The 26,652-nt window shown below is 64.7% G+C and carries 22 protein-coding genes and 2 tRNA genes; 9 read left to right on the plus strand and 15 right to left on the minus strand.

Going from position 1 to position 26,652, the window contains the following annotated elements; all coding sequences use genetic code 11:
- Window positions 1-128 precede the first annotated feature (128 nt).
- The 9 genes from IBX22_RS06335 to pgsA form a co-directional block, all read right to left on the minus strand.
- Window positions 129-1,292, minus strand: a complete 1,164-nt coding sequence (locus tag IBX22_RS06335; RefSeq protein ID WP_194814411.1) for a glycosyltransferase — start codon at window positions 1,290-1,292, stop codon at window positions 129-131.
- A 772-nt stretch (window positions 1,293-2,064) separates the two neighbouring features.
- Window positions 2,065-2,775 (minus strand): PIG-L deacetylase family protein, encoded by a 711-nt coding sequence (locus IBX22_RS06340; RefSeq protein WP_194814412.1) that lies wholly within the window; start codon window positions 2,773-2,775, stop codon window positions 2,065-2,067.
- Window positions 2,776-2,854: 79 nt separating this feature from the next.
- Window positions 2,855-3,031, minus strand: a complete 177-nt coding sequence (locus IBX22_RS06345) for a hypothetical protein (RefSeq protein ID WP_194814413.1) — start codon at window positions 3,029-3,031, stop codon at window positions 2,855-2,857.
- Between the two features lie 140 nt (window positions 3,032-3,171).
- Window positions 3,172-3,645, minus strand: coding sequence for an MmpS family transport accessory protein (locus tag IBX22_RS38230; protein ID WP_194814414.1), 474 nt, complete (start codon window positions 3,643-3,645; stop codon window positions 3,172-3,174).
- A gap of 98 nt (window positions 3,646-3,743) precedes the next feature.
- The gene (locus tag IBX22_RS06355; RefSeq protein ID WP_228538220.1) at window positions 3,744-4,682 is read right to left on the minus strand and encodes a hypothetical protein; all 939 of its coding nucleotides are present in this window, start codon (window positions 4,680-4,682) and stop codon (window positions 3,744-3,746) included.
- A gap of 54 nt (window positions 4,683-4,736) precedes the next feature.
- A complete protein-coding gene (gene pspA, locus IBX22_RS06360; RefSeq protein WP_194814415.1) occupies window positions 4,737-5,555 on the minus strand; it encodes a phage shock protein PspA in 819 nt (272 codons plus the stop codon).
- A gap of 204 nt (window positions 5,556-5,759) precedes the next feature.
- Entirely contained in the window at window positions 5,760-6,209 is a 450-nt protein-coding gene (locus IBX22_RS06365) for a helix-turn-helix domain-containing protein (RefSeq protein WP_194814416.1), read from the minus strand.
- 155 nt (window positions 6,210-6,364) lie between these two features.
- Window positions 6,365-6,868: a CinA family protein gene (locus IBX22_RS06370; protein WP_194814417.1), complete on the minus strand. Its 504-nt coding sequence runs from the start codon at window positions 6,866-6,868 to the stop codon at window positions 6,365-6,367.
- A complete protein-coding gene (gene pgsA, locus IBX22_RS06375) occupies window positions 6,865-7,509 on the minus strand; it encodes a CDP-diacylglycerol--glycerol-3-phosphate 3-phosphatidyltransferase (RefSeq protein WP_194814418.1) in 645 nt (214 codons plus the stop codon). The genes IBX22_RS06370 and pgsA overlap by 4 nt, the downstream gene beginning before the upstream one ends.
- A gap of 182 nt (window positions 7,510-7,691) precedes the next feature.
- Between pgsA and IBX22_RS06380 the strand changes: the two genes are divergently transcribed.
- Both IBX22_RS06380 and IBX22_RS06385 read left to right on the plus strand, forming a co-directional pair.
- Window positions 7,692-8,201: an amino-acid N-acetyltransferase gene (locus tag IBX22_RS06380; protein ID WP_228538570.1), complete on the plus strand. Its 510-nt coding sequence runs from the start codon at window positions 7,692-7,694 to the stop codon at window positions 8,199-8,201.
- Window positions 8,202-8,217: 16 nt separating this feature from the next.
- Complete coding sequence (locus IBX22_RS06385; RefSeq protein WP_194814420.1) at window positions 8,218-8,505, plus strand: YciI family protein; 288 nt, start codon at window positions 8,218-8,220, stop codon at window positions 8,503-8,505.
- Between the two features lie 51 nt (window positions 8,506-8,556).
- Here the strand turns inward: IBX22_RS06385 and IBX22_RS06390 are convergent, their stop codons facing one another.
- On the minus strand, window positions 8,557-9,540 hold the full coding sequence (locus IBX22_RS06390) for a TerC family protein (RefSeq protein WP_194814421.1): 984 nt from the start codon (window positions 9,538-9,540) through the stop codon (window positions 8,557-8,559).
- 491 nt (window positions 9,541-10,031) lie between these two features.
- Between IBX22_RS06390 and IBX22_RS06395 the strand changes: the two genes are divergently transcribed.
- Window positions 10,032-10,104: transfer RNA gene (locus IBX22_RS06395), tRNA-Trp, on the plus strand.
- Between the two features lies 1 nt (window position 10,105).
- A tRNA-Leu gene (locus tag IBX22_RS06400) sits at window positions 10,106-10,179 on the plus strand.
- Window positions 10,180-10,430: 251 nt separating this feature from the next.
- Here IBX22_RS06400 and IBX22_RS06405 read toward each other — a convergent pair.
- Window positions 10,431-16,349 (minus strand): bifunctional trypsin-like peptidase domain-containing/SEL1-like repeat protein, encoded by a 5,919-nt coding sequence (locus IBX22_RS06405; RefSeq protein ID WP_194814422.1) that lies wholly within the window; start codon window positions 16,347-16,349, stop codon window positions 10,431-10,433.
- Between the two features lie 180 nt (window positions 16,350-16,529).
- On the opposite strand from IBX22_RS06405, the gene IBX22_RS06410 reads away from it, so the two are divergent.
- From IBX22_RS06410 to IBX22_RS06420, 3 genes are all read left to right on the plus strand, one after another.
- Entirely contained in the window at window positions 16,530-17,834 is a 1,305-nt protein-coding gene (locus IBX22_RS06410) for an alpha/beta hydrolase (RefSeq protein WP_194814423.1), read from the plus strand.
- 493 nt (window positions 17,835-18,327) lie between these two features.
- Window positions 18,328-19,287: a hypothetical protein gene (locus IBX22_RS06415; RefSeq protein ID WP_194814424.1), complete on the plus strand. Its 960-nt coding sequence runs from the start codon at window positions 18,328-18,330 to the stop codon at window positions 19,285-19,287.
- A 313-nt stretch (window positions 19,288-19,600) separates the two neighbouring features.
- Entirely contained in the window at window positions 19,601-19,861 is a 261-nt protein-coding gene (locus IBX22_RS06420; protein WP_194814425.1) for a recombinase family protein, read from the plus strand.
- 357 nt (window positions 19,862-20,218) lie between these two features.
- Here IBX22_RS06420 and IBX22_RS06425 read toward each other — a convergent pair whose 3' ends face one another.
- Genes IBX22_RS06425 through IBX22_RS06440 form a run of 4 tightly spaced genes read right to left on the minus strand, consistent with a single transcriptional unit; the run spans window position 20,219 to window position 22,630 of the window.
- The gene (locus IBX22_RS06425) at window positions 20,219-20,569 is read right to left on the minus strand and encodes a hypothetical protein (RefSeq protein ID WP_194814426.1); all 351 of its coding nucleotides are present in this window, start codon (window positions 20,567-20,569) and stop codon (window positions 20,219-20,221) included.
- Between the two features lie 14 nt (window positions 20,570-20,583).
- Window positions 20,584-21,951 carry an EndoU domain-containing protein gene (locus IBX22_RS38235; RefSeq protein WP_194814427.1) on the minus strand — a complete coding sequence of 456 codons (1,368 nt, stop codon included), beginning with the start codon at window positions 21,949-21,951 and terminating at the stop codon, window positions 20,584-20,586.
- 5 nt (window positions 21,952-21,956) lie between these two features.
- Window positions 21,957-22,250, minus strand: a complete 294-nt coding sequence (locus tag IBX22_RS06435; protein WP_194814428.1) for a WXG100 family type VII secretion target — start codon at window positions 22,248-22,250, stop codon at window positions 21,957-21,959.
- Between the two features lie 56 nt (window positions 22,251-22,306).
- The gene (locus IBX22_RS06440; RefSeq protein ID WP_194814429.1) at window positions 22,307-22,630 is read right to left on the minus strand and encodes a WXG100 family type VII secretion target; all 324 of its coding nucleotides are present in this window, start codon (window positions 22,628-22,630) and stop codon (window positions 22,307-22,309) included.
- Between the two features lie 631 nt (window positions 22,631-23,261).
- Between IBX22_RS06440 and IBX22_RS06445 the strand changes: the two genes are divergently transcribed.
- Together IBX22_RS06445 and IBX22_RS06450 are read left to right on the plus strand one after the other, a co-directional pair.
- Window positions 23,262-25,094: a S8 family peptidase gene (locus tag IBX22_RS06445; RefSeq protein ID WP_228538222.1), complete on the plus strand. Its 1,833-nt coding sequence runs from the start codon at window positions 23,262-23,264 to the stop codon at window positions 25,092-25,094.
- A gap of 25 nt (window positions 25,095-25,119) precedes the next feature.
- Window positions 25,120-26,469, plus strand: a complete 1,350-nt coding sequence (locus tag IBX22_RS06450) for a serine-threonine protein kinase (protein WP_194814431.1) — start codon at window positions 25,120-25,122, stop codon at window positions 26,467-26,469.
- Window positions 26,470-26,652 lie beyond the last annotated feature (183 nt).

Below are 26,652 nucleotides of genomic sequence, written 5' to 3' on the forward strand. Positions count from 1 at the left end.
CCGCGCGTGGTGGAGTGGGGCACGAGGGCGGGTGGCCTGCCACCCGGGCGGCGCCTGTGGGGCCCCGCGATCGGTGGCGGACGGCATTGGAGCGCGCCGGGTGAGCTGACACAGGGGGTGGTGGCGGGTTATTGGGTCGAGACGTTGTCCAGGACCTGGTGGCAGAGCTTGATGGGGTCGGCGACTTCGGCGCGGGTCATCGAGGCGGCTTCGGCGGCGGCTGTGTAGCGCGGGTGGTCGAGCATGGCGTGGACGGCGGTGCGGATGGAATCGGGGGTGAGGGGGCGGATGATGATCGAACTGCCTTGGCGGGCAGCGCGGTTGGCGAGTTCCCATTGGTCGCCGCCGCCGGGGATGGTGACGACGGGGACGCCGGCGAGGAGGGATTTGGCGAGGAGGCCGTGGCCGCCGCCGCCGATGCAGACGGCGGCGTGGGTGAGGAGTTCGTCTTGGCGGCCCAAGCCGGCGGTCGCCCAGGAGGGGAGGTCGGCGGGTGGGGTGTCCAGCATCGAAATGGCTACGCGGACACCGGCTCCGGCCAATGCTTCCAAGACGACATCGACCATGCCCGCGACGCCGGTGTGGGCGGTGGACGGGGCGACCATCACCAGTGGGTCGTCGCCCGGCGGCGGAGTCAGGATTTCCTTGGTGGGTTCCCACAGCAGCGGGCCGATGACATGGGCGTTGTCCGGCCAGTCCGGTCGCGGCACCTCCAACGCGGGCAGGGTCGCGAGCAGCCGTATGGCGGGACCGGGGTCGGTGGCGGGCAAACCCACACCCGCCCTGGCCTTTTCGCGCTGACGCAGGCCGTTGCGAACATCGCGAGCGGTGAGGGTACGCAGGACGTTGTCGCGCAGCTTGCCGCGCCAGCCTTCGCCAACCGCGAGACCACTACCGATGGGCGGCAACGCTTTCGACGGCAGATACAGCGGGTGCGGGGAAAGTTCCACCCAGGGCACCCCGAGCCGTTCCGCCGCCATCCCACCACCCGCGGTGAGCACATCCGACACCACCAGCTCCGGCAGCATCGCACTCAAGTCGGGCATGATCTCCGTCGAAATGTGCGCGGCCCGTTCATGAATCCGCCGCCCGGCATCCCCGTCGTTCTCACCGGCCCGCGGCGCGAGCCCCTTGAGCTTGCGCACCGGAACCCCGACGTCCTTCGCCGCGTCGAACCACCGCGGCCCCGTGAACAGCACCGGCTCGTCACCAGCGGCCAGGAACCGTTCGCACAGCGCCAACGCCGGAAACGCATGTCCAGGATCCGGCCCAGCGACAACGGCTACACGCATGGGCTCAGCCTGCCACACGCCCCCAACCAGCGAACGCCGCCGTACGTCATAGCCACGGCGCGGCCGCAGCAGCAACCTCGCAGGTGGCCCGCGCGCCCACCTCTGCCTCGGGCCGCATGCACCGGCGGCGACTCCCAGCACTCGGCGAAACCGAAATCCGCCCGCCAAACCGCACACGCCAGCAACAACATCCGGCACGGCGTTACCGAGATCTGTCCGCAAAGCCGCATGCGCTGGCGGCAACTCCCAGCACCCGGCGCTACCCAGATCTACCCGCGAAACCGCATGTACCGGCGGCAACATCCGGCACGGCGTTGCCGAGATCTACCCGCGAAACCGCATGCACCAGCAACAACACCCAGCACCCGGCGCTACCCAGATCTACCCGCGAAACCGCACGCTCGACAGCAACTCCCAGCACTCTGCGCTACCCAGCGATACCCGCGAAACCGCATGCACCGGCGACAACTCCCGGCCCCGGCGTTGCCGAGATCTACCCGCGAAACCGCACGCCCCAACAAAACCCAGCACCCGGCGCTACCCAGATCTACCCGCGAAACCGCACGCTCAACAGCAATTCCCAGCGTTGTGCGCTACCGCGATATATCCGCGAAACCCGCTTGCCCCGACAGCAACACCCAGCACTCGGCGACACCGAGATCTACCCGCGAACCACATGCGCCAGCACCACCCAGCCCTTGGCGATACCGGGATCTGTCCGCAAAACCGCATGCGCTGGCGGCAACTTCCAGCGCTCGGCAGTGCCGCGACCTCAGCTAGCGAAGTAATACAGCTCGAAGCCGACGGCGTGGGCGGCGGGGAAACCTTCCAAGGGCCCGGTGGCCCGGTCGACGATGAAGCGGACCTGCTCTTCGAGGGGTTCGGAGCTCAGGATTTCCAGGTACCGGCGGTGCTCTGCGAGGGAGGCGACGGCCTGGTCCAGTTGGGCGCTGACATCGACTGCGTGCGTGGCCTTCGGACCGGCGACAGCGGCCCAGCGGGCCGACCACGGCGGCTGGTCGGCCAGCTCGGGGAAGATCCACTCGTTGCCCGCGTCGGAGATGGCGTCGAGGGCGGCGCGGCCGACGGCGCGGTGGTCGGCGCTGTTGGCGAAGCCGGGAGCCCAGGTGTCGCCGAAGTTGAACAGCACCACCATTTCCGGTTGGTGGCGGCGGATCGCGGCGGCCAGGTCGCGGCGCAGGTCCAAGCCTTCCTGGACGCGGCCGTCGGGGTAGCCGAGGAACTCGACCTGGTGCACCCCAACGGCTTTGGCGGCGGCGATCTCCTCGGCTTCCCGCAGCGGGCCCGCCTCGGCGGGCGGCACCCCGGCCATCCCGGCTTCACCACTGGTGACCAGGACGTAGCGAATGTCCTTGCCCTGCGCAGTCCAGCGCGCCACCGCGGCGGCGCCGCCATACTCGATGTCGTCAGGGTGCGCGACGATCACGATGCCGCGCTGCCAGTCCTCCGGAATCTGCTCCACCCGACCATTCAAGCACTCGAACACGAAAGAGGCCGTGACCGCCGGCGTCGGCGAACCACAGCCCCTTGGCTTTCCGCGATCAGACCTTGTTGATGGTGGTCTTCTCTTCCGACCCGGTGACCGCCTTGTACAGCAGGTACAGCCCGAACACGATGGCGCTGATCATCAGGATCGGGAACAGACCCTTGATGAGCGCACCGATAACCATGAACGCGATCCAGACGAGCGCGACCACACCGATGATCTTCCACAGCATTACTGCCTCCGTATGTCTCCGGAACCGTCGTCCAACGATCCGCTCCTTCGACTCTGACAGCTCCGGCCTAGGAAAGCACCAGGTCAGCGGCGATATCGGTGAAAGATCCGGGAAGACCCTGACAGGCACACCCGGCGGCACTAGGGGGCGGGGGCGGTGCAGTTCACCACCGCGTACAACCCGCTGGCCGTCTGCTCGGCGACGGTCCGCCCGTTGACTGTGATTCGGCAGGTGATGTCGCCGATGCCGTTGCGCTGGGCGTTCAGCGCCAGCGCGAGGGTGGGGCTGGTGACACGCTTCTTCCAGGGCAGCGGTGTGGACACCTCGGTCCGCAGCAGATTGTCACCGCTGACGTAGGCGACGCTGTGCGCGGACCCGGTGGACGCGGTGACCTCATAGGAGACGCTCCCCACCGCGGGCAGCGGCTCCTGCTCGACCAGAGCCATCGGCGCGGGTTCGGTAGCGGCGACAACCGCGACCGCCAATGCCACCAACCCGAAGGTGGCCGTCAGCAGGCACCCGGCGATCAGCCCGGCGCGTACGGTCCCGCGCCGCCGATCCGGGGGTGTATCCGCCGGTAACTGCCCCGGCCACCGCTGATTCGAACCAACCACGACCGAACGATATGCGCCCGGCCCGCCCGAACCCACCGGCTCGGCGAAACCTTGGAGCTTCGACGATCAAGCAACTGTCGCGGTATGCGAGTTCACAATCAGGACAGCCCTTGCGGGCGTTCCATCCGCACCGTCGGATCGTTCCACTGCTGACCGGGCGGCGCCTGAATGTTCAACGTCGGGGCCCCGAAGTGCAAAGCACCCAGCGGCTTGTCGGCGACCTCGGTGAGCGCCTGCGCCCACCCGTCGAGCCGGTCGGCGGCATGGCGCAGATCGGCGACGATGGTGTCGAATTGGTGTGCCACGACCAGGGTTTCGGGGACCGCGAGGACGCCGCCGGCGGCCGCGACCACCTGCTCGTATTCCGCGACACCGGATTCCAGGCGCGACACCGCGAATTGCACGTTGCCGCGCAACGCCTGCGCGGCCTCCGAGCCGACGGCGACCAGGGCGCGCTCCATCTGCACGATGTCGACGGCCAGCGCGTGCAGGGCCTCCGCACCGGAGGCGGCCGTCTCGACCATCTCGGCGAATTCGTCCTGCGGCAAGCGATTGGAGCGGCCGATCGCGGCGGACAGTCCGTGCATCGCCCGCTCGGCCTGAACCAGCCGTGCGATCGCCGGGCGGGCGGCCGAACCGAGCGGCGGTTGCTTGCGCGGCACGTAGGCGGCCATCGGCAGCGGCGCGCCGCGCAACCGCAGGTAGCGGCGGGTGGTGTAGGCGGCGCCGGTGACCAGCGCCACCGCGACGCCACCGAGGAAGACCACGGCCCCGACCGGAGCCGAGATGACCACCAGGCCGATAGCACCCGCGGTGGTCAGCCCGGAGGCCGTGCCGAGCTGGAAACTGGCCCTGCGCGCACGACGGCGTTTGCGCAGTTCCCGTTCCCGCGGATCGGCCCATTTACGGACCGCGGTCAGCGCGTTCTCGCCGACCTCGCGCAGGGATTCGGGCAGATTCGACGGCGGCGCACCGAAACCCGGCGGTACGGCGGGCAGCCGCTGACCGGACTGCGGGCGAGTTTGCTTGCGGCTCATAGTGTCCCCGGCACAACCTTCATCGAAGAATTCCCTAGCGCGTCGAACCGATGCTCAGGCCTGGCCTTTTTCGTAGCGTACCTCGGTCTGCGCGGGCTGCGGTTGAGCCGGATTGATCGCCTGCTGCTGGCCGCCGGAGGGCAGCGACTCGCCACGCATGGAGGCACGGATCTGCTCCAGCTTGTTGTGGCCGGCCATCTGGATGGAAGCCTGCTGGACCTCCATCATGCGACCCTGCACCGAGTTCTGGGCCAGCTCGGCCGAGCCCAGCGCGTTGGCGTAGCGGCGCTCGATCTTGTCGCGGACGGCGTCCAGGCTGGGGGTGTTGCCGGGCGCGGACAGCGTCGAATCCATCTGCTGCAGCGAGGCGCTGACCTGCTCCTGCATCTTGGCCTGCTCGAGCTGGCTGAGCAGCTTGGTGCGCTCGGCGACCTTCTGCTGCAGCATCATCGCGTTCTGCTCGACGGCCTTCTTGGCCTGCGCGGCGGCCTGCAGCGACTGGTCGTGCAGCACCTTCAGATCTTCCACCGACTGCTCGGCGGTGACCAGCTGCGCGGCGAAAGCCTCGGCGGCATTGGTGTATTGGATCGCCTTCTCGGTGTCGCCCGCGCCGCTCGCCTGATCGGCGAGCATGACCGCCTGGCGGGCGTTGGCGTTGAGCTTCTCCACCTCGTCCAGTTGCCGGTTCAGCTTCATCTCCAGCTGACGCTGGTTGCCGATGACAGACGCGGCCTGCTGCGAGAGGGCCTGATGCTGGCGCTGGGCTTCCTCGATTGCCTGCTGGATCTGAACCTTCGGATCCGCGTGCTCCTCGATCTTCGAATCGAAGAGGGCCATCAGGTATTTCCAGGCCTTTGCGAACGGATTAGCCATCGATTGATCCCGCCTCCATGTGCTCCTACCGCTGCCCGCGGTAGTCGGTGCGCGACCGTCACGCACCCGTCTGTGCCTATCCTCCACCATGCGGCGCTCGGACCGGGCGAACCCGGCCCGAGCGAACCACCTATCTCAGAGAAAATCTATCCGTTCCGGACGCTGGTCCGCATCGCGGCGCCGTTGTCCACCAGAACTTCTCAGTTAGTTGCTCTTGACCAGGATCAGCATGTCCGACTTGGGGGCCGGAATGACGATTCGGGTGTCCTCGGCGATGCGCGAACCACGCGCGCCGGCCACGGACATGGTGGCGGTGGCGGGCTCGGCGGCGGTGTCCCCGGCCGGTGCGGCCGCGGGTTCCGTCGCAGTGGTCCGCTCTTCGCTCGCGGGCACGGCCTCGGCCGGGACGGGGATACCGTCCGCGCCCGCCATGATCGTGCTCACATCCCACAGCACCCGCGACAACGGCACGTCCAGCGCCGCGCAGATGGCGGCGAGCAGTTCGCTGGAGGCCTCTTTGCGGCCTCGCTCGACCTCGGACAAATACCCCAAGCTCACCCGGGCTGAAGTGGACACTTCGCGCAAGGTCCGGTGCTGGGCGAGGCGTGCACGCCGCAGACTGTCCCCGATCGCCTCTCGAAGCAGCGTCATCACGTTCTCCTTCGCTCCCAGTATGCGCCGACCGGGCATTCGCCCTGTCGACACTCCAACGGACCCGCACGGCAACTCCGGCACCGGACGCGCACCCGTTCTTCTTGGCACAACGTCGGACGCGGCCCGGTGAGTTCCCGCCCTGGCGATCTCACCGTCTACACAGTCAGCCCACCCTGGACGCACCGAAGCAATTCCCGCACCGCGATGTGGGTCGCGGCGAGTCTGATAGTCCACCGGTCGCCGGAGAGTTGCAACCGGATCACCTCGGTATGCCACGGGCTTGACACCCCGAGAAACACGGTGCCGACCGAGTGGCCGTCCTGCGAGTCGGGTCCGGCGACGCCGGTCAGGCCGCAGCCCCAGGTGGCATCGCACCTGGTCCGGGCTCCGACGGCGAGTTGCTCGGCGGTGCTCGCCGCGACCGCGCCCTGGGACGTCAGCAGGTTCTCACTGACTCCGGCGAGGCGGTGTTTCAACTCGGTCGCGTAGACGATCAGCCCGCCGCGCAGGACAGCGCTGGCGCCGGGGATGCCGGCGATGGTGGCGGAAAGCAGTCCGGCGGTGAGGGATTCGGCGGTGGCGATGGTCTGCCCGCGGGTAGCCAGCGCGCTCACCAGGTCGGCGGTCTGGGTACCGGAAGTCAACGGGTCCGAGTTCATCGGGTGCTGTGCGCTCCCGCGAACCAGAGCCGGGCCGCCTGCCCCACATAGTCGAGACCGGTGAGGACGGTCAGCGCGAGGGCCAGATACATCAGCGCCATCCCCGCGGTGACAAAACCGCCCGCCAGCGGCAGTAGCAGCACCGCGATCGCCACCGACTGGACCAGCGTCTTCAGCTTCCCGCCGCGCCCGGCCGGGATCACTCCGCGCCGCACGACCACCAGCCGCAACAGCGTGACGCCGATTTCGCGGCCGCAGATGACCAGTGTGATCCACCACGCCAGATCCCCGAGCGCCGACAGCCCGATCAAGGCCGAACCGATCAGCGCCTTGTCCGCGATGGGGTCGGCGAGCTTGCCGAAATCGGTGACCAATCCGTATTTGCGAGCCAGTTGCCCGTCGAAGCGATCGGTAATGGCGGCGATGCCGAACAGCGCCGCCGCGGCGATCCGCCAGCCGCTGTGGTGGCCGTCGCCGGCGAACAGCGCGAGCACGAAGACCGGAACGATCGCGATACGGAACATGGTCAGCACGTTCGCGATGTTCATCAGTGGCACGTTCGGTTCGGCGTGCACGGGCACGAACCCGGACCGGACGGGCTCAACCAACGGCTGCTCGATCTCTTCCGGCTGCACGCTCATTCCCCCGCCTCTACACCAAGGACGCGCACCTCGAACCACACGCGGGCAGCGCGAGGCGATCGGAGCGAGGGGATGTGCGGCACACGTTCAGCCTATCGGTAACCCACCCGACTACTGTGCACCCCATGACCTCTCGGGGACCACAGGGTGGTTCGACCAGCGACGCCTATCCGGGCGCATCGATGGATGCGCAGTCCGCCACGCCGGTGGTGCGACGCGCGCGAACCTCCGACGTCCCCGAGATCAAGCACCTCGTCGATGTCTACGCCGGCAAGATACTGCTGGAAAAGAACCTGGTCACGCTGTACGAGGCGGTGCAGGAGTTCTGGGTCGCCGAGGTCGGCGATCGGGTCGTCGGGTGCGGTGCGCTGCATGTGCTGTGGGCCGATCTCGGTGAGGTGCGCACGGTCGCGGTGCATCCCGACGTCAAGGGGCACGGTGTCGGGAAACTGATCGTGGAGCGGCTCATCACCGTGGCCCGGCAGCTCGAACTGCGCCGGTTGTTCGTGCTCACCTTCGAGGTCGATTTCTTCACTCGCCACGGCTTCGCCGAGATCGAGGGAACACCGGTGACCGCCGAGGTATTCGCGGAGATGTGCCGGTCCTACGACACCGGTGTCGCCGAGTTCCTCGACCTCAGTTATGTGAAACCGAACACGCTCGGCAACACTCGCATGTTGCTCACCCTTTGAGAGAAAGAGATACGCAGTGCCGACTTTCGCCGTCCAATACACCTACTCCGAAGCCACCGTCGCGGGCCGCGACACCTATCGGCCCGAGCATCGGGCGTGGCTCGCGGAGCTGGCCGAGGCGGGCCCGATGCTCTGCAGCGGCCCCTATGGTGACGGCTCCGGCGCGCTGCTGCTCTGGCGCGCCGAGAGCGAAGCCGAGCTGAAGGAGCTGCTGGCCGCAGATCCGTTCGCGCGCGAGAACCTCGTCGAGGAGATCCGCGTGGTCGAGTGGACTCCCACCATCGGCGAGCGTTTCGGCGCCTGATACGCGAAAACCCGCGCACCTGATCGAGGTGCGCGGGTTTTTTGTGCGCGTCTAGCCCTGCTTCACCGCACCGCGGGTCTTGGCCAGGCTGGCAACGGTCGCCACGACCAGGATGCCGAGGATCACGCCGAGCGAGACCGGGGTGGAGATCTCCGGGACGGTGACGTGCTCGCCGCCGTTGATGAACGGCAAGGTGTTCTCGTGCAGCGCGTGCAGCACCAGCTTCACACCGATGAACGCGAGGATCGCGGCCAGGCCGTAGGACAAGTAGACCAGGCGGTCCAGTAGTCCGCCGATGAGGAAGAACAGCTGGCGCAGGCCCATCAGAGCAAACGCGTTGGCGGTGAACACCAGGTACGGCTGCTCGGTGAGACCGTAGATCGCGGGGATGGAGTCCAGCGCGAACAGCAGGTCGGCGAAGCCGATGGCGATCAGCGCCAGCAGTAGCGGCGTCAGGGTGCGGCGGCCGTCGATGCGGGTGATCAGCTTGTCACCGTCGTATTCGTCGGTGGTCGGCAGGAACCGCTTGATGAGGGCGACGATGCGGCTGTCGCGTTTCTCCTCGGCTTCCTTCTCGTGGCCGCTCTCCTTGAGCAGATTGGCGGCGGTGTAGACGAGGAATGCGCCGAACAGATAGAACACCCAGCTGAAGGTGCTGATCGCGGCGGCGCCGACGGCGATGAAGATGCCGCGCATCACCAGGGCCAGCACGATGCCGATCAGCAGCACCTTCTGCTGGTAGATCCGGGGCACCGCGAAGGTGGACATGATGATGAGGAAGATGAACAGGTTGTCCACCGAGAGCGCTTTCTCGGTGACGAAGCCCGCGTAGTACTCGCCGGCGTAGGTGCCGCCCCACTGCCAGGCCACGAAACCGCCGAACAGCAGCGCGATGCCGATGTACACCGCGGACCAGAAGCCGGATTCGCGGAAGGTCGGCTCGTGCGGGGTGCGGACGTGGGCGAAGAAGTCGAAGATGAAGAGTCCGAGGATCACCAGCACGGTGATCGCCCAGGTCAAGGTGGTCACATTCATGCGTCAGCCCGATCGGCTTGGAATCTCATGGCGTCCATAGTGCCCGATTTGTCCATTTCTGTCCGCTAGCCGAATAGTTGCTGACCATAATTCCACATCGGCGCAGGTAGGCGGGCGCACCGGTTGCCAGGAGTGCGCCGTCGCTACCGGTTGCCAGCAAATCTCGCCAGCAAACCTGACCGGACATCTGAGACGGCACGCCGGAAAATGGCTTCCACGTACCGATTTGGGGTGTTAGCGTCATAGACGACAACTTCGAGGACGACCAACCAGAAAGGGCGACACCATGATCCGGCAGACCATGCAGCAGCGGCAACAGTCGCTCGATGGCGCCTGGCGTGGGTTCGTCCGTCTATCGGCCAGCCACCAGGCCCGCCTTGCGCGTACCCGGAGCCGCCCCTGAGGTCTCGTAACCCCCAGACCTGAAGGGGTCACTCCGGCGCTACGGCCAGGAGTGACCCTTTTTTCGTCTCCAAACAGTTCGTTTTCCTACGGATGTAGCTCAACTGGTAGAGCGGCAGTCTCCAAAACTGTTCGTTGGGGGTTCAAGTCCCTCCATCCGTGCTCCCTCGTAGCCCAATTGGCAGAGGCGCCGGCATTAGGAGCCGGTTGTTGCGAGTTCGAATCTCGTCGAGGGAACATCAAAAATCCCCTGACCAGGCAATACTGGTCAGGGGATTCGTTCACCCACCCCGTTGCATCGGGCCGTCACCAAGAAAACACCAATAATTCCGCCATCGCGACAGCGCCCAGCGAGCCTCGGCGATCGCCCGCGCAGCGGCTATTATCGCTCACTCGTCCTGACTGAAGTCAGCCTGTATGAGAGCGGTCAGAACGGTCCTCGATTCATTTGGCGAGGGCGAGTTCAAGGATCGGGCATCACGCAACGCTCACCGTCGCCGCCGGGATTTCGACTTCGAGCGTTTGGCTTTGGGCGGCCGTTCCGCGGCGAGCTTCGCGAGTGCTTCGGCGGCCTGCTGGTGTCCTGCCCGGTGGGAGCGCCGGAACCACCTTTTGGCATCGCCGGCCCTACCGGTCGAATGCAGCACGATACCCAGATTGAACATCGCGACGGGATCGCCCTGTTCAGCGCCTCGGCCGAACCAGATTTCGGCCTCGGCATGGTCCTCGACACGCATGCGCATACAGCCGATCTTGTTGTAGCACTCTGGGTGCACTCGGTTCGCGGTCACGCCGCGCCGCCACCACAGCTCCGCCTCCTCGAACTGTTCCGTGAGCGAATAGCAGAGCCCCACGTTGTACATCGCTATGCCATCTCCGGCTTCAGCTAGATTCAGCCACAGTTGCGTGGTGTCGAAACTCTGGTCCAGTCGTTCGAGCACGTGGTTGGCGAAACCTGCGAGCGACACTGTGAGGTCATCCCACGGCGTCCGTAGGAACCATTTGGTGACTTCATCGAAATTCTGATTTTCGATGGCCCGGTTCAGGAGTTCGAGTTTCGACCTGGTGCGTAGCTCGTGCGCCATCGCGTCGAATTTGGAGGTGTGCAGCATTTCGGCACCGTCTCGAGTGATGACGATCTTCTTCAACTCCGTCATGTACCGAATCAGATCCTCGTCGAGGGAGTGATTCTGCTGCAGGATGTGCAGCACCAATTTGTAAGCGGCAATTAGGGATCCGGCTGCGGTCGCTCGCCGCAGGTAGCCCTCGCCGTGGATCGGATCAGAGGTGAGTAGATGCTCGCCCAGCGCCTGCAAGGCCAGGATCGAGCCCCGATCCACTGCGGTCCTGAGCTGGTCCTCGCCCGCGAGATTCCCCGCCGCCAATTGCAACTGGCCGAGGATGAGCATCCCGACGGCGTCGCCTCTGTCTGCGGCCAGTTCGGCCCAGGTGTATGCCTCGGACTCATTGCCGATCGCGTTCAAAAAGCCCGCGAGCGATGCCATCGCACGGGGATGGCCGCGACGCGCCGCGGTACGCAGTAGCGGCTCAGCTTCTTCGAGGCGGCCGTCGACGGTGAGCAGCGCACCGAGGGCGAGTATGCCCTCGGTGACGCCCAGTGCGGCGGCCCGCTCGTACAGCACACGGGCTTCGGAGGTTCGTCCTCGTTGCTGGAGCCACCAGCCTAGTTCGTAGGTGGCGCTCGCCGCGCCGAGATCAGCGCCGCGCCTCAGGGCGGCTTCGGCGACGTCGGGGTGGTCGACGGACTCGGCGTTGGTCGCCACTTTGGCGAGATCCTCCAGGTGGGCCAGCTCTACTACATGCGACCACAGATCCGGTGTGGAGATCGCCATATCGCCGAACCGGCGGGCCGCCGTCGCAAGGTAAGAGGATACGCGCAGCCGGTCTTCGGACACGACCAGAAGTGAAGCGCTTACTGCCTGAGCGATCGCCGCGTCGAACTCGGCTTCGTCTGGCAAACTGCCACGGACGTGGGTGACCAGCCGCTCGAGGTCGGCCCGTAGAACCCCGCGTTGAAGTCCGTAACCGGCGGTGCACAGCAGTATTCGGGTCACCGTCATGGTCAGGGGGTCGTGCGGCGCGTCGTCCGGCGTCAATACTGCGAGCGTTGCCTCGCCGGCGGCAATGACTTGACAGGCTGCCGCCACGAATTCCCGTGCTATTTCGATGAATTTCCGGTCGTATGCCACGCAGGAGTCCGCTTCCGCCTGAGTCTGGTCAAGGTCGGTCACGGAATCGTGATCGTTCCGGGCCAGGAGATACGGCCGTTCGGTGCCGAAGAGTTCGGTGCAGACCACTGTCGTGCCCGCCGGGTCGGCGGCGACAGCTTCGCACAGCTGTTGAAGGCAGGCATCCATTCTGTCCAGCGGCGCACCAGAACTGTTCGCCAATGCGACTACGGCGCAAGCGATTGCGATAGCCGTACGGCGGGATCGCGCTGCGGCGTGCAAACAGTGGTCGCTGGTCTCGAACAGCTCCGCGCGAATCTCGTCCAGATCGGCGTCCGGGGTGCGGTGCAGATCCACGAACAGTGCGAGCGCCGAGCCGAGGTGGTCCAGGGCATCGGCATTCCGGCCGAGCACGAGTTCGATACTCCCAAGGTAGCCGAGACTGCGGCTCATCGCGTGCTTGAAATCTGTGTCCGCGAGAGAATCCGCGAGTCCGATTCGTGTGCACTCGGTCAGGGCGTCGATCGCGTCGATGCGGTTGTCCGCCGCCATCAGGGCCGTCGCGAGTGTGTGCAGTGATCGCGGAAGCAGTTCCGTGGTCGCCCGATCGGTATCGGGCGCGGTGGTCATCGCGGCACGGGCCACTGCGACGGCCTCGGTCGCGACCTGCACCGCGTACTCGCTCTCACCTGCCCCGGCAGCCCGCTGGGCATCCGCCCGCAGCGCTCGCGCCAACACCACGAGATCGCCTTGCGGGTTCAATGCGTGACAGCGGCGGGCCGCGGTGACCAGCCATGCCGCGGCCTGTTTCGCGGTGGCCGGATCGCTGGTCGGCGGGGCCCAGTTCTCCGCGATCACCAGCAGATCGCTCAGCCCCTCTGAGGCCGAGCGGATGTGGTTCTGCGGGGCGATCTCGGCCAGGTCCAACCAGATCCTCGCCGCATCGGTGAGCGCTTCGATCGCAGCGGGATAGTCGCGGCGCGACACGTGAATTGTGCCAATGGTGGCGAAAACCCGGGCTAGCGCTGACCGGTTGAACTCGACATGCGATTCCGGCTGCGAACGCAGCAGTTCCAGGGCTTCCTCGGTAGCCTCCAACGCCAGTTCTGGTGAGTCGAGGTGACTCACTATCGCGAGAGTTTGAAGGGCGGCGGCGGCGTCCCGGATGAATCCCGTGTGGGCCTCAGCGAGTTGCACAGTGATATCGCCGTCGGAAAAATCCAGTAACACGGTGGTCACCTGACCGGCGGTGATTCTGCGGCCCAGATGCACCGCTTCTCTGGCCGCGTCGATGCTTTCCCTCCGATGGCCGAGTCGTTCATGCATCCCGGCGAGATTGATCAGGCTTCTGATCAAATGGGCGATGCGAGAAGCATCCAGTCCGGCACGCCGTCGAATCTCGACGGCCTCCTTTGTGAGTTCGAGTGCTTCATCGTGGCGGTCGAAGTTTCCGAGCCGGACCGCGAGGTTATGCAGTGTGACCGAGAGCAGGCTCGAATACAGCCAGGAATTGTCGTGTGCGAGCCTGCGGAATATTCGCACGGCCTCCCGCGTGCGTGCCATTGCTTCTCGGTGCATGCCTATTTCCGCCAGCCGCACTCCTAGCTGATCAAGGGCGATACCGAGCACAGCGAGATGCTGGTCGCTGTCCAGCGAAGCCAGCGTTCGTAGGGTCTCGACCGCCGCACGTGAACTCGCGAGATCTTCGCCGTGACGCTCGGTGCGCCACAGGGCGAGTGCCCGAGCTACCTGCGCGCGGGCCTTTGTCAAGTGCCACGAGTTCGAGTCGCAGGGGCGGGCCGCGAGCTTGGCCAGCGCCTCGGAGGCGGCGTGCTCGGCCGCGAGAGGCTCGTCGATATCGAGCAGTATGTGCGCGCGCTGCACGAGGACTTGCGCGAGGCGGTCGGGGCGGACGGTCGAGTCGGAGTCGAGCTGTTCTCGAAACAGTTCAAGAGCTTGGGAATTGACTGACAATGCGGCTCTGTCGCGATGCCCCATCGCATGCAGTGAATAACCCAGCAGCGCGTGAGCCTCCGCACGTGCGCCGGGTGCGGCTTCATCAGAACAACTCTTTAGGGATTTCAGAGCCGCGTGGGCGAGGACATGCGCCTCGTCCGCAGCCTTTGCGTGGACGAGTAGTTCGCCGAGTGAGAGTTGCAGGAGGACTTCGGTCATCGAAGCACCCGGCGCGGTGGTTAGTTGGCGGCGCAGCAGCAGAATCCGCAGATCGCGCAAAGCTTCAGAGCGGTGCGGTACGAGGACGGTCAATTCATCGAGCAGGGTGCCAGAGGGTGACTCCGATGCCACGGCCTCGGCGAGCAATCGGCCCAGCCCGGGGCCGGTCTGCCGGGCGGCCTCGACCGCCGGGCGGGCCAGCGCGCCCAGATCGACGTGGAAAGCGGCTCTGATCAGATCTTTCGCCTCGGCTCGGTGAGTCACCGCGCGCCCCAACACCGTCAGCGCGTGCGTTGACTGCTCCGCGGGAAGTGCCGTCAACGCGCTGAGCGCGAAATTGGGTGCGTGGCAGAGTTGTTCGACGACATGGAACTCGGCGACAACATCGGGTGTCAGACGGCCCAGCCACTCGGGCGGGGGAGCGGGATACAGTTCGCGGAGCCAGCGGGCGATGCGGTAGCGCAGCAGGTTGTCGCTGTCTGTGAGCTCAGGTACCCGAGTCAAGGCTTGGACGGTCTCGTGCTCGGTCGAGGTTCCCAGTAGTGCCATCAGGGCGACGCAGCGGCGCAGCGTCGTCATATCGAGCTGAGCCAGCTCGGCGCGGTGCGCGGTACTGCGCCAATACCGCGCTTCGTGCCCCAGTAGTTCCTCCCACAGCGCCGCGTCAGTCGCCGGTTGCGGTATCCGATGCCCGGGATCCTCATCGCGCAGCACTGCCAGCAGTGACCACACGTGCAGGCTGAGCACCGTCCACTGCGCGGCTTCGGGTGGCAGTGTGGGCAGCACGGGGACTGGTCGTTGTCTGGCGCGGGCAAAACATTGTGCGGCGACGGCGGCTGTCTCCGTGATCGCGGGGTTCTCGTCGAGTTCACTGTCCAGGGTGATCGGCGCGTGCCGCAGCACCGCCTCACGCACCTGTCGCTGTGGCGCCTCCCGCAGCGCATCCCACCATTCGGATGCTCCACGCGCGATCAGCAGAACTCGCAGTGGGGCACCTGCTGGTGCGATCGCCGTCAGCCGCAATCGCTCACCGAGATCGCCGCGACTCTCCGCGTAGTCGATCACGACCAGTGTGGGATCGACATTGGCGCGCAGTTCGGCCGGCAGCGACACGGGTGCGGCGGGATCGAGGAATCCGGCGATCCACCCCGCCTCGGTGCGCCGGGCGCACAGTTCGGCGGCCAAGCGACTCTTGCCGACGCCGCCCGCTCCGAGAACCAGGCGGACGTCGAAATCGGCCGAGCTGTAGCACCATTCGTTCAGGGTGGCCAATTCTTGATCACGTCCGGTGAAGTCGACCAGTGCGTATTCGGCGGCCAACGCGGCACTGGGCACGAAGTCGCCAGATGGCGGGGTGCGATGCGCCGGACGCAGATTCGGCTCCCAGCGGCGTGCCCGCAGGTCGCGCCATACCCAATCGTGTCGCTGTGCGGAGTCGTGCTCTGCGCGCAGGACTTGAACTCGATCCAGCCACGCCCGGCAGTGCACCACCCAGCCGCCGGTGGGAATCCGTGTGTCACCGGATCGTTTGAGCTGCCCGACAACCCGACCGGTGCGCTGATTCAGCACCGGCGCGCCACTCATTCCCGGGATAACGAGGCCGTCGCGGAGCTGGACGAGGTCCATCCCGTCCATGGTCACAATGCCTTCGCACTCGTAAGAGAAGGGAGTCTCGCAGAGTCGATCCTTATCGTATCTGCGGGTGTATCCGATCGCGAAGAGCCGATCGCTGGGTCGCGGCAACTCCGTTTCGAAGTCGACCCACGGATGGGTGAGCGCGGTGAGAAGCTCGAGCACCGCGATATCGGGCAGGGGGAAGTTATCGGGATCGGCGCCGGGATCGGGATCGGGATCGGGATCGGGATGACGGTCCAGGACCGCAGCCTCGTACCTGATGTCTTTCCATGTGACGGTGCAGCGTTCGGCCCCCGCGACTACATGCGCAGCAGTGACCAGCAGGGCGGGCCCGACGAAGAAACCGCTGCCCTCGGAGTTCGCGGTGGTCACCGCGACGGTGCACTCGGTCAGCAGTTCCTCGAACACATCGGCTCCACATCGGCGCTCGCGCGGACGGCCGCTGCTCGCCGGGGGTTGCACCGCCCGCGGGTATCAGCCTAGGTGTTGCCGGGCGAAAGCTCATACGCTTTCGGTGATGACGGGCGGCCTAACTGCGAGGATGGTGATAACCATCGTAGATACTTCGCTTCAGGTCAGGGGCCGGGCATGGATCATGACGGATCGCCGGACGAACTCGCGGGCACTTCGGCGCTACTGGCCGAAGCCATCGCGCGCATCTGGCTCGACGCGCCCCCGCCGGAAATCGAGGGCCTGAACGAGGAGCTGTTGAAATGCCTGCGCGAGTTGGAGTTCGCCATACCTGCCGAGCAGCCGGCGGTGCGAGCGGAGATTCGCTCGCTGCTGAATTCGGTACCCGCGATCTCGCGCCGAGTCGACGATCAGCTCGAGAGTTTGCGCACGTCCGTGTCCGGCACCGGGACTGCCGTCGATGTGGTGAAGGAGGTCCGGCACCATCGACACGTTCGAATCGAGGTGGTGTACGGGACAACTCGCCGAGCCACCGGTCAGTCCGATCCCCGGAATTCGTTCTGCGGGAAGCGCGGGGAGCCCTCGTACGGGATTGCGGCGGTGCAGCTTCCGGACGACCGCCGCATGTGCCAGTTGGACGGGCCGCGGCCGTGGCCCATGCGGTTCCGGAGTGAGAGACGCCAGCATCTGAGTATCACCGCCGCGCAACCGGACGGTGGCGATGATATCGCGGGGGTTTTGTCCGATGCGGTTCACCGCGCGCCAGAACCGGATGTGATGCTGTTCGTACACGGCTACAACGTCGGTTTCCCCGCAGCAGTGCAACGGGCAGCGCAGATCGCCTTCGACCTCGATTTCAAAGGTGTGCCGATGCTGTACAGCTGGCCCTCCACCGCATCTGTCTCCGGCTACGTCGCCGATGGGGTCGCCGTGGAATGGTCGGCCCCGCATTTCACCGACTTCTTGCGGAAGGTGTTGTGCACCATAGGTGTTCGTCGCGTGCACGTGGTCGCGCACAGTATGGGCAACAGGCTGCTCACTGAGGCGCTCGTCGCGCTGGCCGTCGCGCCGCCCAGCCCGCGCCCAGCGCGGCTGGCAGAGATAGTTTTCGCAGCTCCCGATGTCGATGCCGAGGTTTTCCGCAGACGCGCCGAGGTTTTCGCCGGACAGGCCGAACGATTCACCCTATACGCCTCAGACAAGGACCGCGCTCTGCGCATGTCCCAGCGGCTTGCGCGCTATCCGCGTGCGGGTCAGGCGGGTGCGGGCATAGTGGTCGTAGACGGCGTCGACACCATCGATGCAACCGAACTCGACACCGATTTCATGGGTCACTCGTACATCGGAGACCATCGTTCGGTCCTAGGTGATCTGTTCTACCTGATCCACGGCGGACTGGAGCCGGACAAGCGATTCGGTTTGCGATCGGTGGTCGCACCGGCGGGTGTGCACTGGGTGTTTCGCCCGACGGCAAACCGCTGATGCAACTCGCAGGAACCCGACGCTTGTGACGGACTGATCAAGCCGGCGTCTACGAACATCGGCATGTACTGACACGGCGACGGCCCCGAGATGTCCCGGGGCCGTCGATCTTCGGCTGGGCAGTGTCGGCCGCTGCAGACCGCGCGGGAAACGGCAGTTCTGGATGTCGGTGGCTCGATCCCGCTACGATCCGGCTATGAAGCTGCCGCTAGTTGGCGCTCGCGCCGAACTGGATGCCGATAACGGCTGGTTATCAACACTCAGAGCTGCCAGCGAACGCACTGCAATCGGCTTCGTAAGAGTGTCCATCGCATCGGATGCTACCGACCAGCCGTGTCGCCGTGAGTATCCGACGTAGGTCTGCATGGAAGCCGATGGGCCGCACAGAGACTCACTGTTTCAACGCTTGCGATCGGTCTTCGACCAGGGAGAACGCTGCACGTAGAGTCGGGAATTCACGGAACAGGCGGTACCCGCGCCTACCCTGGTCGGCGTGGCCTCAAACACGACGAGCACACTGACGCTCGGTGCTGGTACCGGTAAGACGTTGACGTTCTTGTGTGGGTGCCGTCGGCTGTACACCGGCGAATCGACGCGAGCAGTCATCGGCCTCACACCAGATACGGCCATCTCCGATGCCGCTTTCCTCAGCAAAGCCTCCGACACCTTCAATGACGAATGGGCTAAAACCACGCCAATAATCCAGGGCGGGAAAGGTGTCCCACTCCTAAACTTTTTGATGCTGGGGCGTGAGAATCGGTGGTGGAACCCTGACGCCCCCTCATTCCGATTGGCCGCGATGCGGATCGCGGTTGTCGAGGTCGAACAGCGGGCGCTGTCGATCTCAGCAGACATGCCATCCACTGATCCGTTGCCGTTCTACAGCTCCGACCCGGTATCGGCGATGCGCGAGGCCCTATCGGCCGTATCGACGGTGCACGAGGCTGTAGAAGCGACCCTCGCGACCTACTGCAGGAATGATCCATTGCTGCCTGAGCCGGGCCGAAACTATGTGATGGACAGCCGCTTCACGGTTGCGGCACATACCGGCAGCACCTTCCGCGAGAACTACGAGACAGCTGGCGATGTCGCGGGCAGGATAACCCACAACAAGTACCTGGTTGAAGCGCCCGCCGGAATCGGCAAGTCCACACTGTTGGACTTGATGGTCGCGGCCTTTTCTCGCGCCTATGACGAGACACGACGGGCCATGCGTCGAGCTCTCAGGGTCTTCTGGGTGGCGGGCTATCTGTCCACCTCGACTCCTCGGCATCGGCAACTCGATGCCGAGCGACAGACACGGACGCGCCTCCGCAACAACAGGTTCCGCCGGTTTTCCGGTATCCACTGCCCCGGACAAGTTGTCATATCGTCCCCTTGCGTGTGCCGTGGACCGAACTCTGCTGGTGACCAGTCGATTCGAAATCGCCTACGGAGCGCGTCTACACCCTGACACGAGGCGTCGCGCTCCGTTCCCCCTAGGAGTGCACGTTGCCGAACTATTTTGGTCAAGCCCACGCCACGTGGGGCCTCACACCGGTTATCCTCGCCGCCACCGTCCTCATCCCCATAGCGCTACTCGCTCTCCTGATTGCGCTAACCGCCGTAATAGCCGTCTTCGGAGACAAACACCGCAGCAAACGTGCAATGACAATCTTCGATGCTGCACTGAGAGCGTTGATGTGGCTGATCGCAGCGATTTTGCGGATCAGACGACCCGGTGGTCGACCTCGGCGCACGACTCGCGGTGATCGCAGGAGCCGTCGATGAACGGACGGCGGAGACGTGGACGCCCGCGCGTGTGCCCGGACGACGTCTTGGAGCTCATTGTGGCCATGAACCGCAACGGCATCACCTATCGCAGCATCTGTTCGGAACTCAATGCCAACGGAGTTCCGACACCAGCCGGACGCCAGCGCTGGTACCCGTCGTATGTGTCGCGGCTGTTGAATACGGCCAATGTGGTCGAACGCTTCGGCCGTCCATCGACTTCCCGACGCAGCGCTCGCCCCGCGCCGCGACACTGACCACATGCATGTGCGCGCCGAAGCTACGCGACTCGTTTCCACGCCAGGCGAAATAACAGACGCGACTATCTCCGAGTCAACATTCGCGGCGGGCTTTCGCAGTGTCCGCCATTGACTCAACCTCCGTAGGTCGCGTCGAAGACGCCCTGGTGTGCCTCGCCGACCTCACCGCGCGGATGCCCGCGTCATCGCGAGGCACCCGAACTCACCGACGCAGGGGCGCGTCCCCGCTCAAGACCGGGTCGAGCCCCGTCACCCGTCCTCGTCGGCGCGGCGGAAACCGCAGGCGACCAAAGCCAGGCAACGCTCATCGACCTGAGCCACAACAGGCAGCTGAACTATCGAGGCCGAGCTAGACTAGGCGGTCACAACAACAAGCTGCGTCAGGACACGCGCCGGGTCGCGGAGATACGCGTAGTCGTCACGGTTCGTGAACATCGCCATCAGTTCGGCCAAGCTGTCGCGCTCAGCGGGGGTGATGGGGATTCGCCGCTTCACAAGGCTGGCACACAGTCCGTCGACCAATTCGCCCCACTCGCCGACATCGCTGAAGGTCCGGTACTGGGCCACCGCCTCCGGCGGAAGCCGGTCCGAAAGCTGTTCCAGCAGCTCACGGGAATCCGCGCTCAGTTTGTTCAGGCGGTCGATCTGTTCCTGTGTCCGACCAGGCCTTTGGCGTGTCCTGCGTGGTCGATCGGGGGATTCCATATTTCCTTGCCGTCCTACTTGATCGGGTTGCCGTTCTCGTCGTTCTTGTACACGTCTTTCCCGCTGACCGGGTAGCCGGTGCGGATAGTGCCGTCCGAGTTCACGATTACCTCGATGAGTACACCGTCGCGAACCCCTTGGACTTTCCAACGCCCGTTGTCCTGGAGTACCGGGACTTGGTCGGGATTCTTAGCAACATCCACGATGCTGTTGATGATGTGGTCGTCTTCCCATAGGTCGGTATCAGGAAACTCGGTCTTTCCTGGCGCCCCCGTGCCCGGGGCGTGTCCTCCTCCGTCTTCATCGCCATCGCCGTCGAGGATATGGATTCTCCGTCCCTGAGTGATCGAAATGCTACTCGGAACAGATCCTGTTACCTTACTCCACTGGGCACCAAGGCCATTGGCTGGTTTGGAAACAGGATTCTGCTTGAGGTCTATGATGCGTTGCAGATTTGTTCGTGCTGGACCGAGGTCTCGAGATTTCTTAACCCCAGCCGCAATACCCTTGGTGTTATTCCATTCTACAACGATCTTGCCGATACCATCGGCCATGTTCTTGACCCGATCAGCAGACAATTTCGCAGCAGCATCCGGCCTGCCCGCCAATATCAGCGCGGCGGCTCCTACTTCAACTAGAACCGTAACCCCGGCATCCTTCGCGACATCTTCTATCACCCTGGTGATGTCATCCCGAAGTTGTATCAATGCGGCACGGTGATCGCGGCACGAGCCGGCGAGTTCACTACACGCGTGTTGCAGATCTATCGCAGCGCTGTGGAGTTGCTTTAAATCCTCTATCACCGCAGTAGCATCGTCGGACTTCTGCTCCTCGAATGTGCCGGGCAATTTTTGCAATTTGTCGATATTGGTGACAATCACGTCACCAGTGGCCATCGTTTCCCACACGATGCGTGCCAGATCAAGCCTTTCGATATTACCGTCGGGGACACTAGCCCCGAGCTGCTCGATCAACCCCACCCCAAGCTTGTCGATCAACCCATTCCCTGGACCGCCCGCTGAAGGAGGCGAAATATGAACGATACCTTTGAGTATTGGGAGGGCCTTCGGTGGGTCATCGTTATTGGGGTTGTTGTCCGCGAGGGCGTGAACATAACCCAGATTGGTGACAATGTTACTGTAATTCGACAAAGCGCTCACCAGATTGGCAGCGAGGGCAGTTAGTTCACTGGCCCGATCATCATACGATCGAGACCAATCACTGGCCGCAGCAAAACTACCACCCATCTTCTCACACTCTATGAGCCCGCCCATCGCGAGAGTGAAAAGAGCATCAAACGCACCCGCAGCATTAATGCAATCAGTGCCAGCGTCGTAGAATGTTTTCGGGGTAACTGCAACTTCTTTATCGCTCGGCGCCACGAAATTTACCGCAACCCCAATGTCCGCAAGTTCGTTTCCACCGCGTCGATATAACTGGCATGCGCATCCGCAGAGGCATCCTGCATCGCTGCAATCCCCTCAGCGACCTCATTCGCTGCCGTCATCCACTGCGCAAACGCTTCACTCTGCGCGGTAGCGGCCTCACCCGACCACGTCTGATGCAGGGCGGCCATCCGCTGCTGGAGACCCTGCAACGTTTCAGTGAGGAAGCCCGAGAATCCCCGCATCCGCGCCGTAATCTGCTCCAGCTCACCAAGATTAACCCGATAGCCGTCCATCTGCCCCACCCTCTCGATTGCTCACAAACCACACGCAGCGTCACCAGTTCCGACGATCAGGGAAGATCCAACGAACTGGTCTGCTGCGCATTATTAGAATCAGTGTCGACGTAGGAAGCGCTGGTCACACCCAACGTTTCCGCCATCTTCGCCAGTGAGGCAAGCACTTTCAGCGCCCCCTGCTTTGTTTCATCCCACCCCTCCCGATACGACTGCGCCCGCCCGCCCTGCCATGACTCCAACAACCGATCCACATCCGCATCCAACGAATGCAAACCAGTCACCAACGTCTCCGACACTGCTTGAACGAACTTCCCCGCATCGGAAACCTCTGTCGGAACCACCCAAAGCTCCGACCCGCCATTACCGGTCGTGGACATGCAGGACAATCCCCCTAACTCGGATAGCGACTAAACGGACAGTATATGACCGAGGTTAACCTCGGCCAATCATGGTAGTGGCTCGCGATCCTCCAGGGATGGCGAAAGATGTTCTGACCTGCGGTAATTCGACTTGCGAAGGTTGAATTCTCCAGGGTTTTGGAGCACCCAATCAGTTCCCGGAGCTCCACCGAACATGGTTGGCTCCCAACGGTAGTCGCCGACGGGTGAGCACACGGAGCACCGGGACACCAAGTCCTTCAGAAAGACCGTGCCCCGTCGCCGCTCCGGGAGAGCCGGAGCGCTGATGGGATGGCGTGCCCGCACGGCCTGAGCGCTGATTCATTTGGTAGCGGCACCTCTCCCACTGACTACAGAGGCAGGGAACGCCGACGCGACGGGAGATCGGATTGCTGTTCATCGGCGACGACTGGACCGAACAACCTTGATATCGGCGGAAACGACCAGTTCACCCCGCGTCCGCGTGGTTGCGGATGCTGTTCGAATCTCGTCGAGGGAACCAATGGCATCAGTTTGCCTATCGAGTAGTGCACTACCCATGACCAGCGGCGATGACTGCTGAATACTGATGGTCGCACGTATTGTGCGAGAGAAACGTGGAGCCGGAGTCATGGCTGGTGACATCGAGGTTTGGCAGGACAGGGCGTTGGCGGTCCTGGTCACTGTGCCTGCCGGCAAGCAGGTGAATCAGAAGACGCTGCTGACCATGATCGCCGCCCGGTTTGCTGCCAAATTCGAGGCCGGTGAACGGGATTCGATGGCCGGGGAGCCGATGTGGTGGGCTACGGTCACGGCCGCGCTGGGTAAGCTGCGGGAGGCGGGGTTGGTTGCGCCGGAGCCGGCGATCGAACTCACCGCGGCCGGGCGGGCGGCGGCACCCGAGGCTGATGCGCGCGCGGCGCGGTACGTTCCCCAGCGCGGGTCGGCGACCGCGGGCGAGCCGAGCCAGGTGCCGGTCGCCGGAGTTATCGCACCGCCGTTGCGTAAGTTCCTCGAGGCGCGCCGTGCAGAACGGGCGCGGTCCGCTGAGGCGAATATTCCGCCGCCTCCCGGTTCCGACGATCCGATTCCCGTCATGATCGAGCTCAATTTCAGCCATGGCCGTGGTCTCAAGGCTGCCTTCAAGCGGCTCAAAATCTTGTGGAAGCTGGTCTGCGACACTGGCGTCCCCTTCCATCTCACCGATGAATACGCCACCGGATGGTTGACCCCGGACCAGATCGAGGGGCTGGTCGCGGCGGATGCGGTGGCCTCGACGCTGCGTAGCCGGGCATTGCACGCCATCTGGCCGGACTTCGAGGTGCACGCTCAGATCGATCATTCCTTCGTGACGATCAAAGCTGAAGCCGCGCAACGCTCGTTCAATGCCTACGGCACGGGAATTGTCTGGGCAGTGGTGGATTCGGGCATCGACGGGCAGCACGCGCATTTCCGGGCCCATTCCACCCTCAGTCACCGATCTGTGCGTGACCTGCATCGCACCTGCCCGGGCGACGGTCCGCCCGTTCGCGAGGGCGCGCTCGTCGATGAAGCCGGGCACGGCACCCACGTCGCGGGCATCATCGCCGGTGGCCTCGACGGCAAGGCGAAAAAGGTTGTCGTCACCGAGAATCGGTACAACACCGCCGACGGGGCCGAGTTGCGCAGGCGGGCCGTGGATCCGGCACGCCTGTCCGGGATCGCGCCGCGCACCAGGCTGGTCAGCCTGAAAGTGCTCGGCGCGAAGGGCAATGAATCGGCGCGGGTTGGGCGGGTCATTCAAGCGCTGGCCTACGTGCGCAAGGTCAACGCGGCCAGTGACGGCACGCTCCGCATCCACGGCGTGAATCTCAGCCTCGGGTACGGATTCGATCCGCAGTGGTACGCGTGCGGCAGCAGCCCGCTGTGCCTGGCGGTCGACAAGCTCGTCCGCAGCGGTGTGATCGTCGTGGTCGCGGCGGGCAACTCCGCCTACGTCAGTCATTTCGTCGAAGACCAGAATGCGCCGACCCGGTTCAGCACCGGTATGACCATCAACGATCCGGGAAACGCCAAGCGCGCCATCACCGTCGGCTCCACGCACCGCGACGCACCACACACCTACGGCATCTCCTACTTCTCCTCCCGCGGGCCGACCGGGGACGGGCGCATCAAGCCGGATCTGGTCGCACCAGGCGAACGGATCACCTCGGCCGGCACCGGCAAACTGGGCGCCGACGCCTTCCGGTCGCTGGGCCGAAACGAGGAGGACGCTGCCGTTTACATCGAGCAGAGCGGCACCAGCATGGCCGCCCCGCACGTGTCGGGCGCTATCGCGGCCTTCCTGTCGGTCCGGCGCGAATTCATCGGCGACCCGGACTCGGTCAAACGGATCTTCGTCGAATCGGCGACCTCGCTCGGCCGCGACCACTACCTCGAGGGCGGCGGAATCGTCGACCTGATGCGCGCCATGCAGTCGGTGTGAGCGCGGCGAAGTAAGGAGAAGTGCAATGCCGGAATCCATTGGGGACAAGCCGCTGTGGATCGTGTCCTTCGACAAGGACGGCGCCGTGGAGGCAGGCGTGGACGCACTGATCGCGGGCGTGCGGCAGCGTGAGGTCACTGATCTGATGTTGTTCTCCCACGGCTGGAACAACGATCGGCGCAAGGCCGTCGACCTGTATCAGCGGTGGTTCGGGAAACTCGACGCGTTGCCGCGCGCCGGTACGCGCCGGATCGGGTACGTGGGGGTGATTTGGCCCTCTGAGCGCTGGAGCGACGAACCGGATGACGGTGCCCCGCTGGCTGATGCGCCTGGTGGAGCGGCCGGCGCGGGTCCGCGGGAAACTGTCGCCGCCGGGTCGCCGGCCCTCGACGCCGATACCCTGCGGAATTTAAAGACGACTTTCCCGGACGGCGAGCAACAGCTCGATCGCATCGCGGAACTGCTGGCGACAGCAGAGCCGGATCAGGACACGGTCGACGAATTGTTCAGCCAGATGCGGGAATTCAGTATCGCCACCTTCCAAGGGCACACCGACTCCGAAGGTCCGGACGACGCGGACGTCGGGGTGCCGCCCATGCTCAGCACGGCCAATGATGCCTCGGAGGTCTTCCGCGAATTCGCGATGCAGCTACGGAGATCCGGCGTCGACCTCGACTCGGACGAAGGCGGGGCGGCCGGATTCGGGGATGTGTTCAAGAAGGTGCTGCACGGCGCCAAGGAAGCCTTGCGGGCCGCGACGTATTGGCAGATGAAGAACCGCGCGGGGGTCGTCGGTGAGCGGGGACTGGGGCCCCTTCTCGGTCGGCTACAGGGCGAATTCCCTGGCCTGCGCGTCAATCTCATCGGCCACAGCTTCGGTGCTCGGGTAGTTTCCTACGCCCTCAACGGAATTCCCGACGGGCAGGTGTCGTCGGTCAAATCTGTCACGTTGCTGCAGGGCGCGTTCTCGAGTTTCTCGTTCGCGGATCCCCTACCGTTCGACCGAAATCGCAAGGGCGGCTTGGCGGGGCGGTCCGGCCGGGTCGACGGACCCATTTCGGTGTGCTTCTCCCAGCACGACGGCGCACTGAGCGACTTCTATCCGCTCGCGTCCAAGGTTGCCCGGGACAACGCCGCGGGCGCCCACGGCGACAACCCGTGGACCGCGATGGGTGCGGTCGGCGCCTTCGACGTCCCGCAGGTCGCGCTGCTGCCGGTCGGCACCGAATATCCCTTCGCCACAGGACAACTCATCAACATCGACGCCTCCGAAACGGTGGCGAACGGCCGGGCGCCCTTCGGCGCGCACAGCGATATCGTGCACGAAAGTCTCGCCTGGGTCGCGGTCAAAGCAGGCAAGCTCGACACCCCCTAACCAGCGAAAATAAATAGGTTTTCCCGCCGCGTTCCGGGTGTTAGCGTCATAGACAACAGTTGAGAGCACCACACAGCAGAAAGGACGAGGCCATGATCGCGCAGATCCAGCGCCGGCGACGAAGCTCGCTGGCCGGTATTTCGCGTGGCCGCGTCGAGCTGTCGGCGTTGCAAATCCAGGCCC

Source organism: Nocardia sp. XZ_19_385 (genome assembly GCF_015355755.1).
GTDB lineage: Bacteria > Actinomycetota > Actinomycetes > Mycobacteriales > Mycobacteriaceae > Nocardia.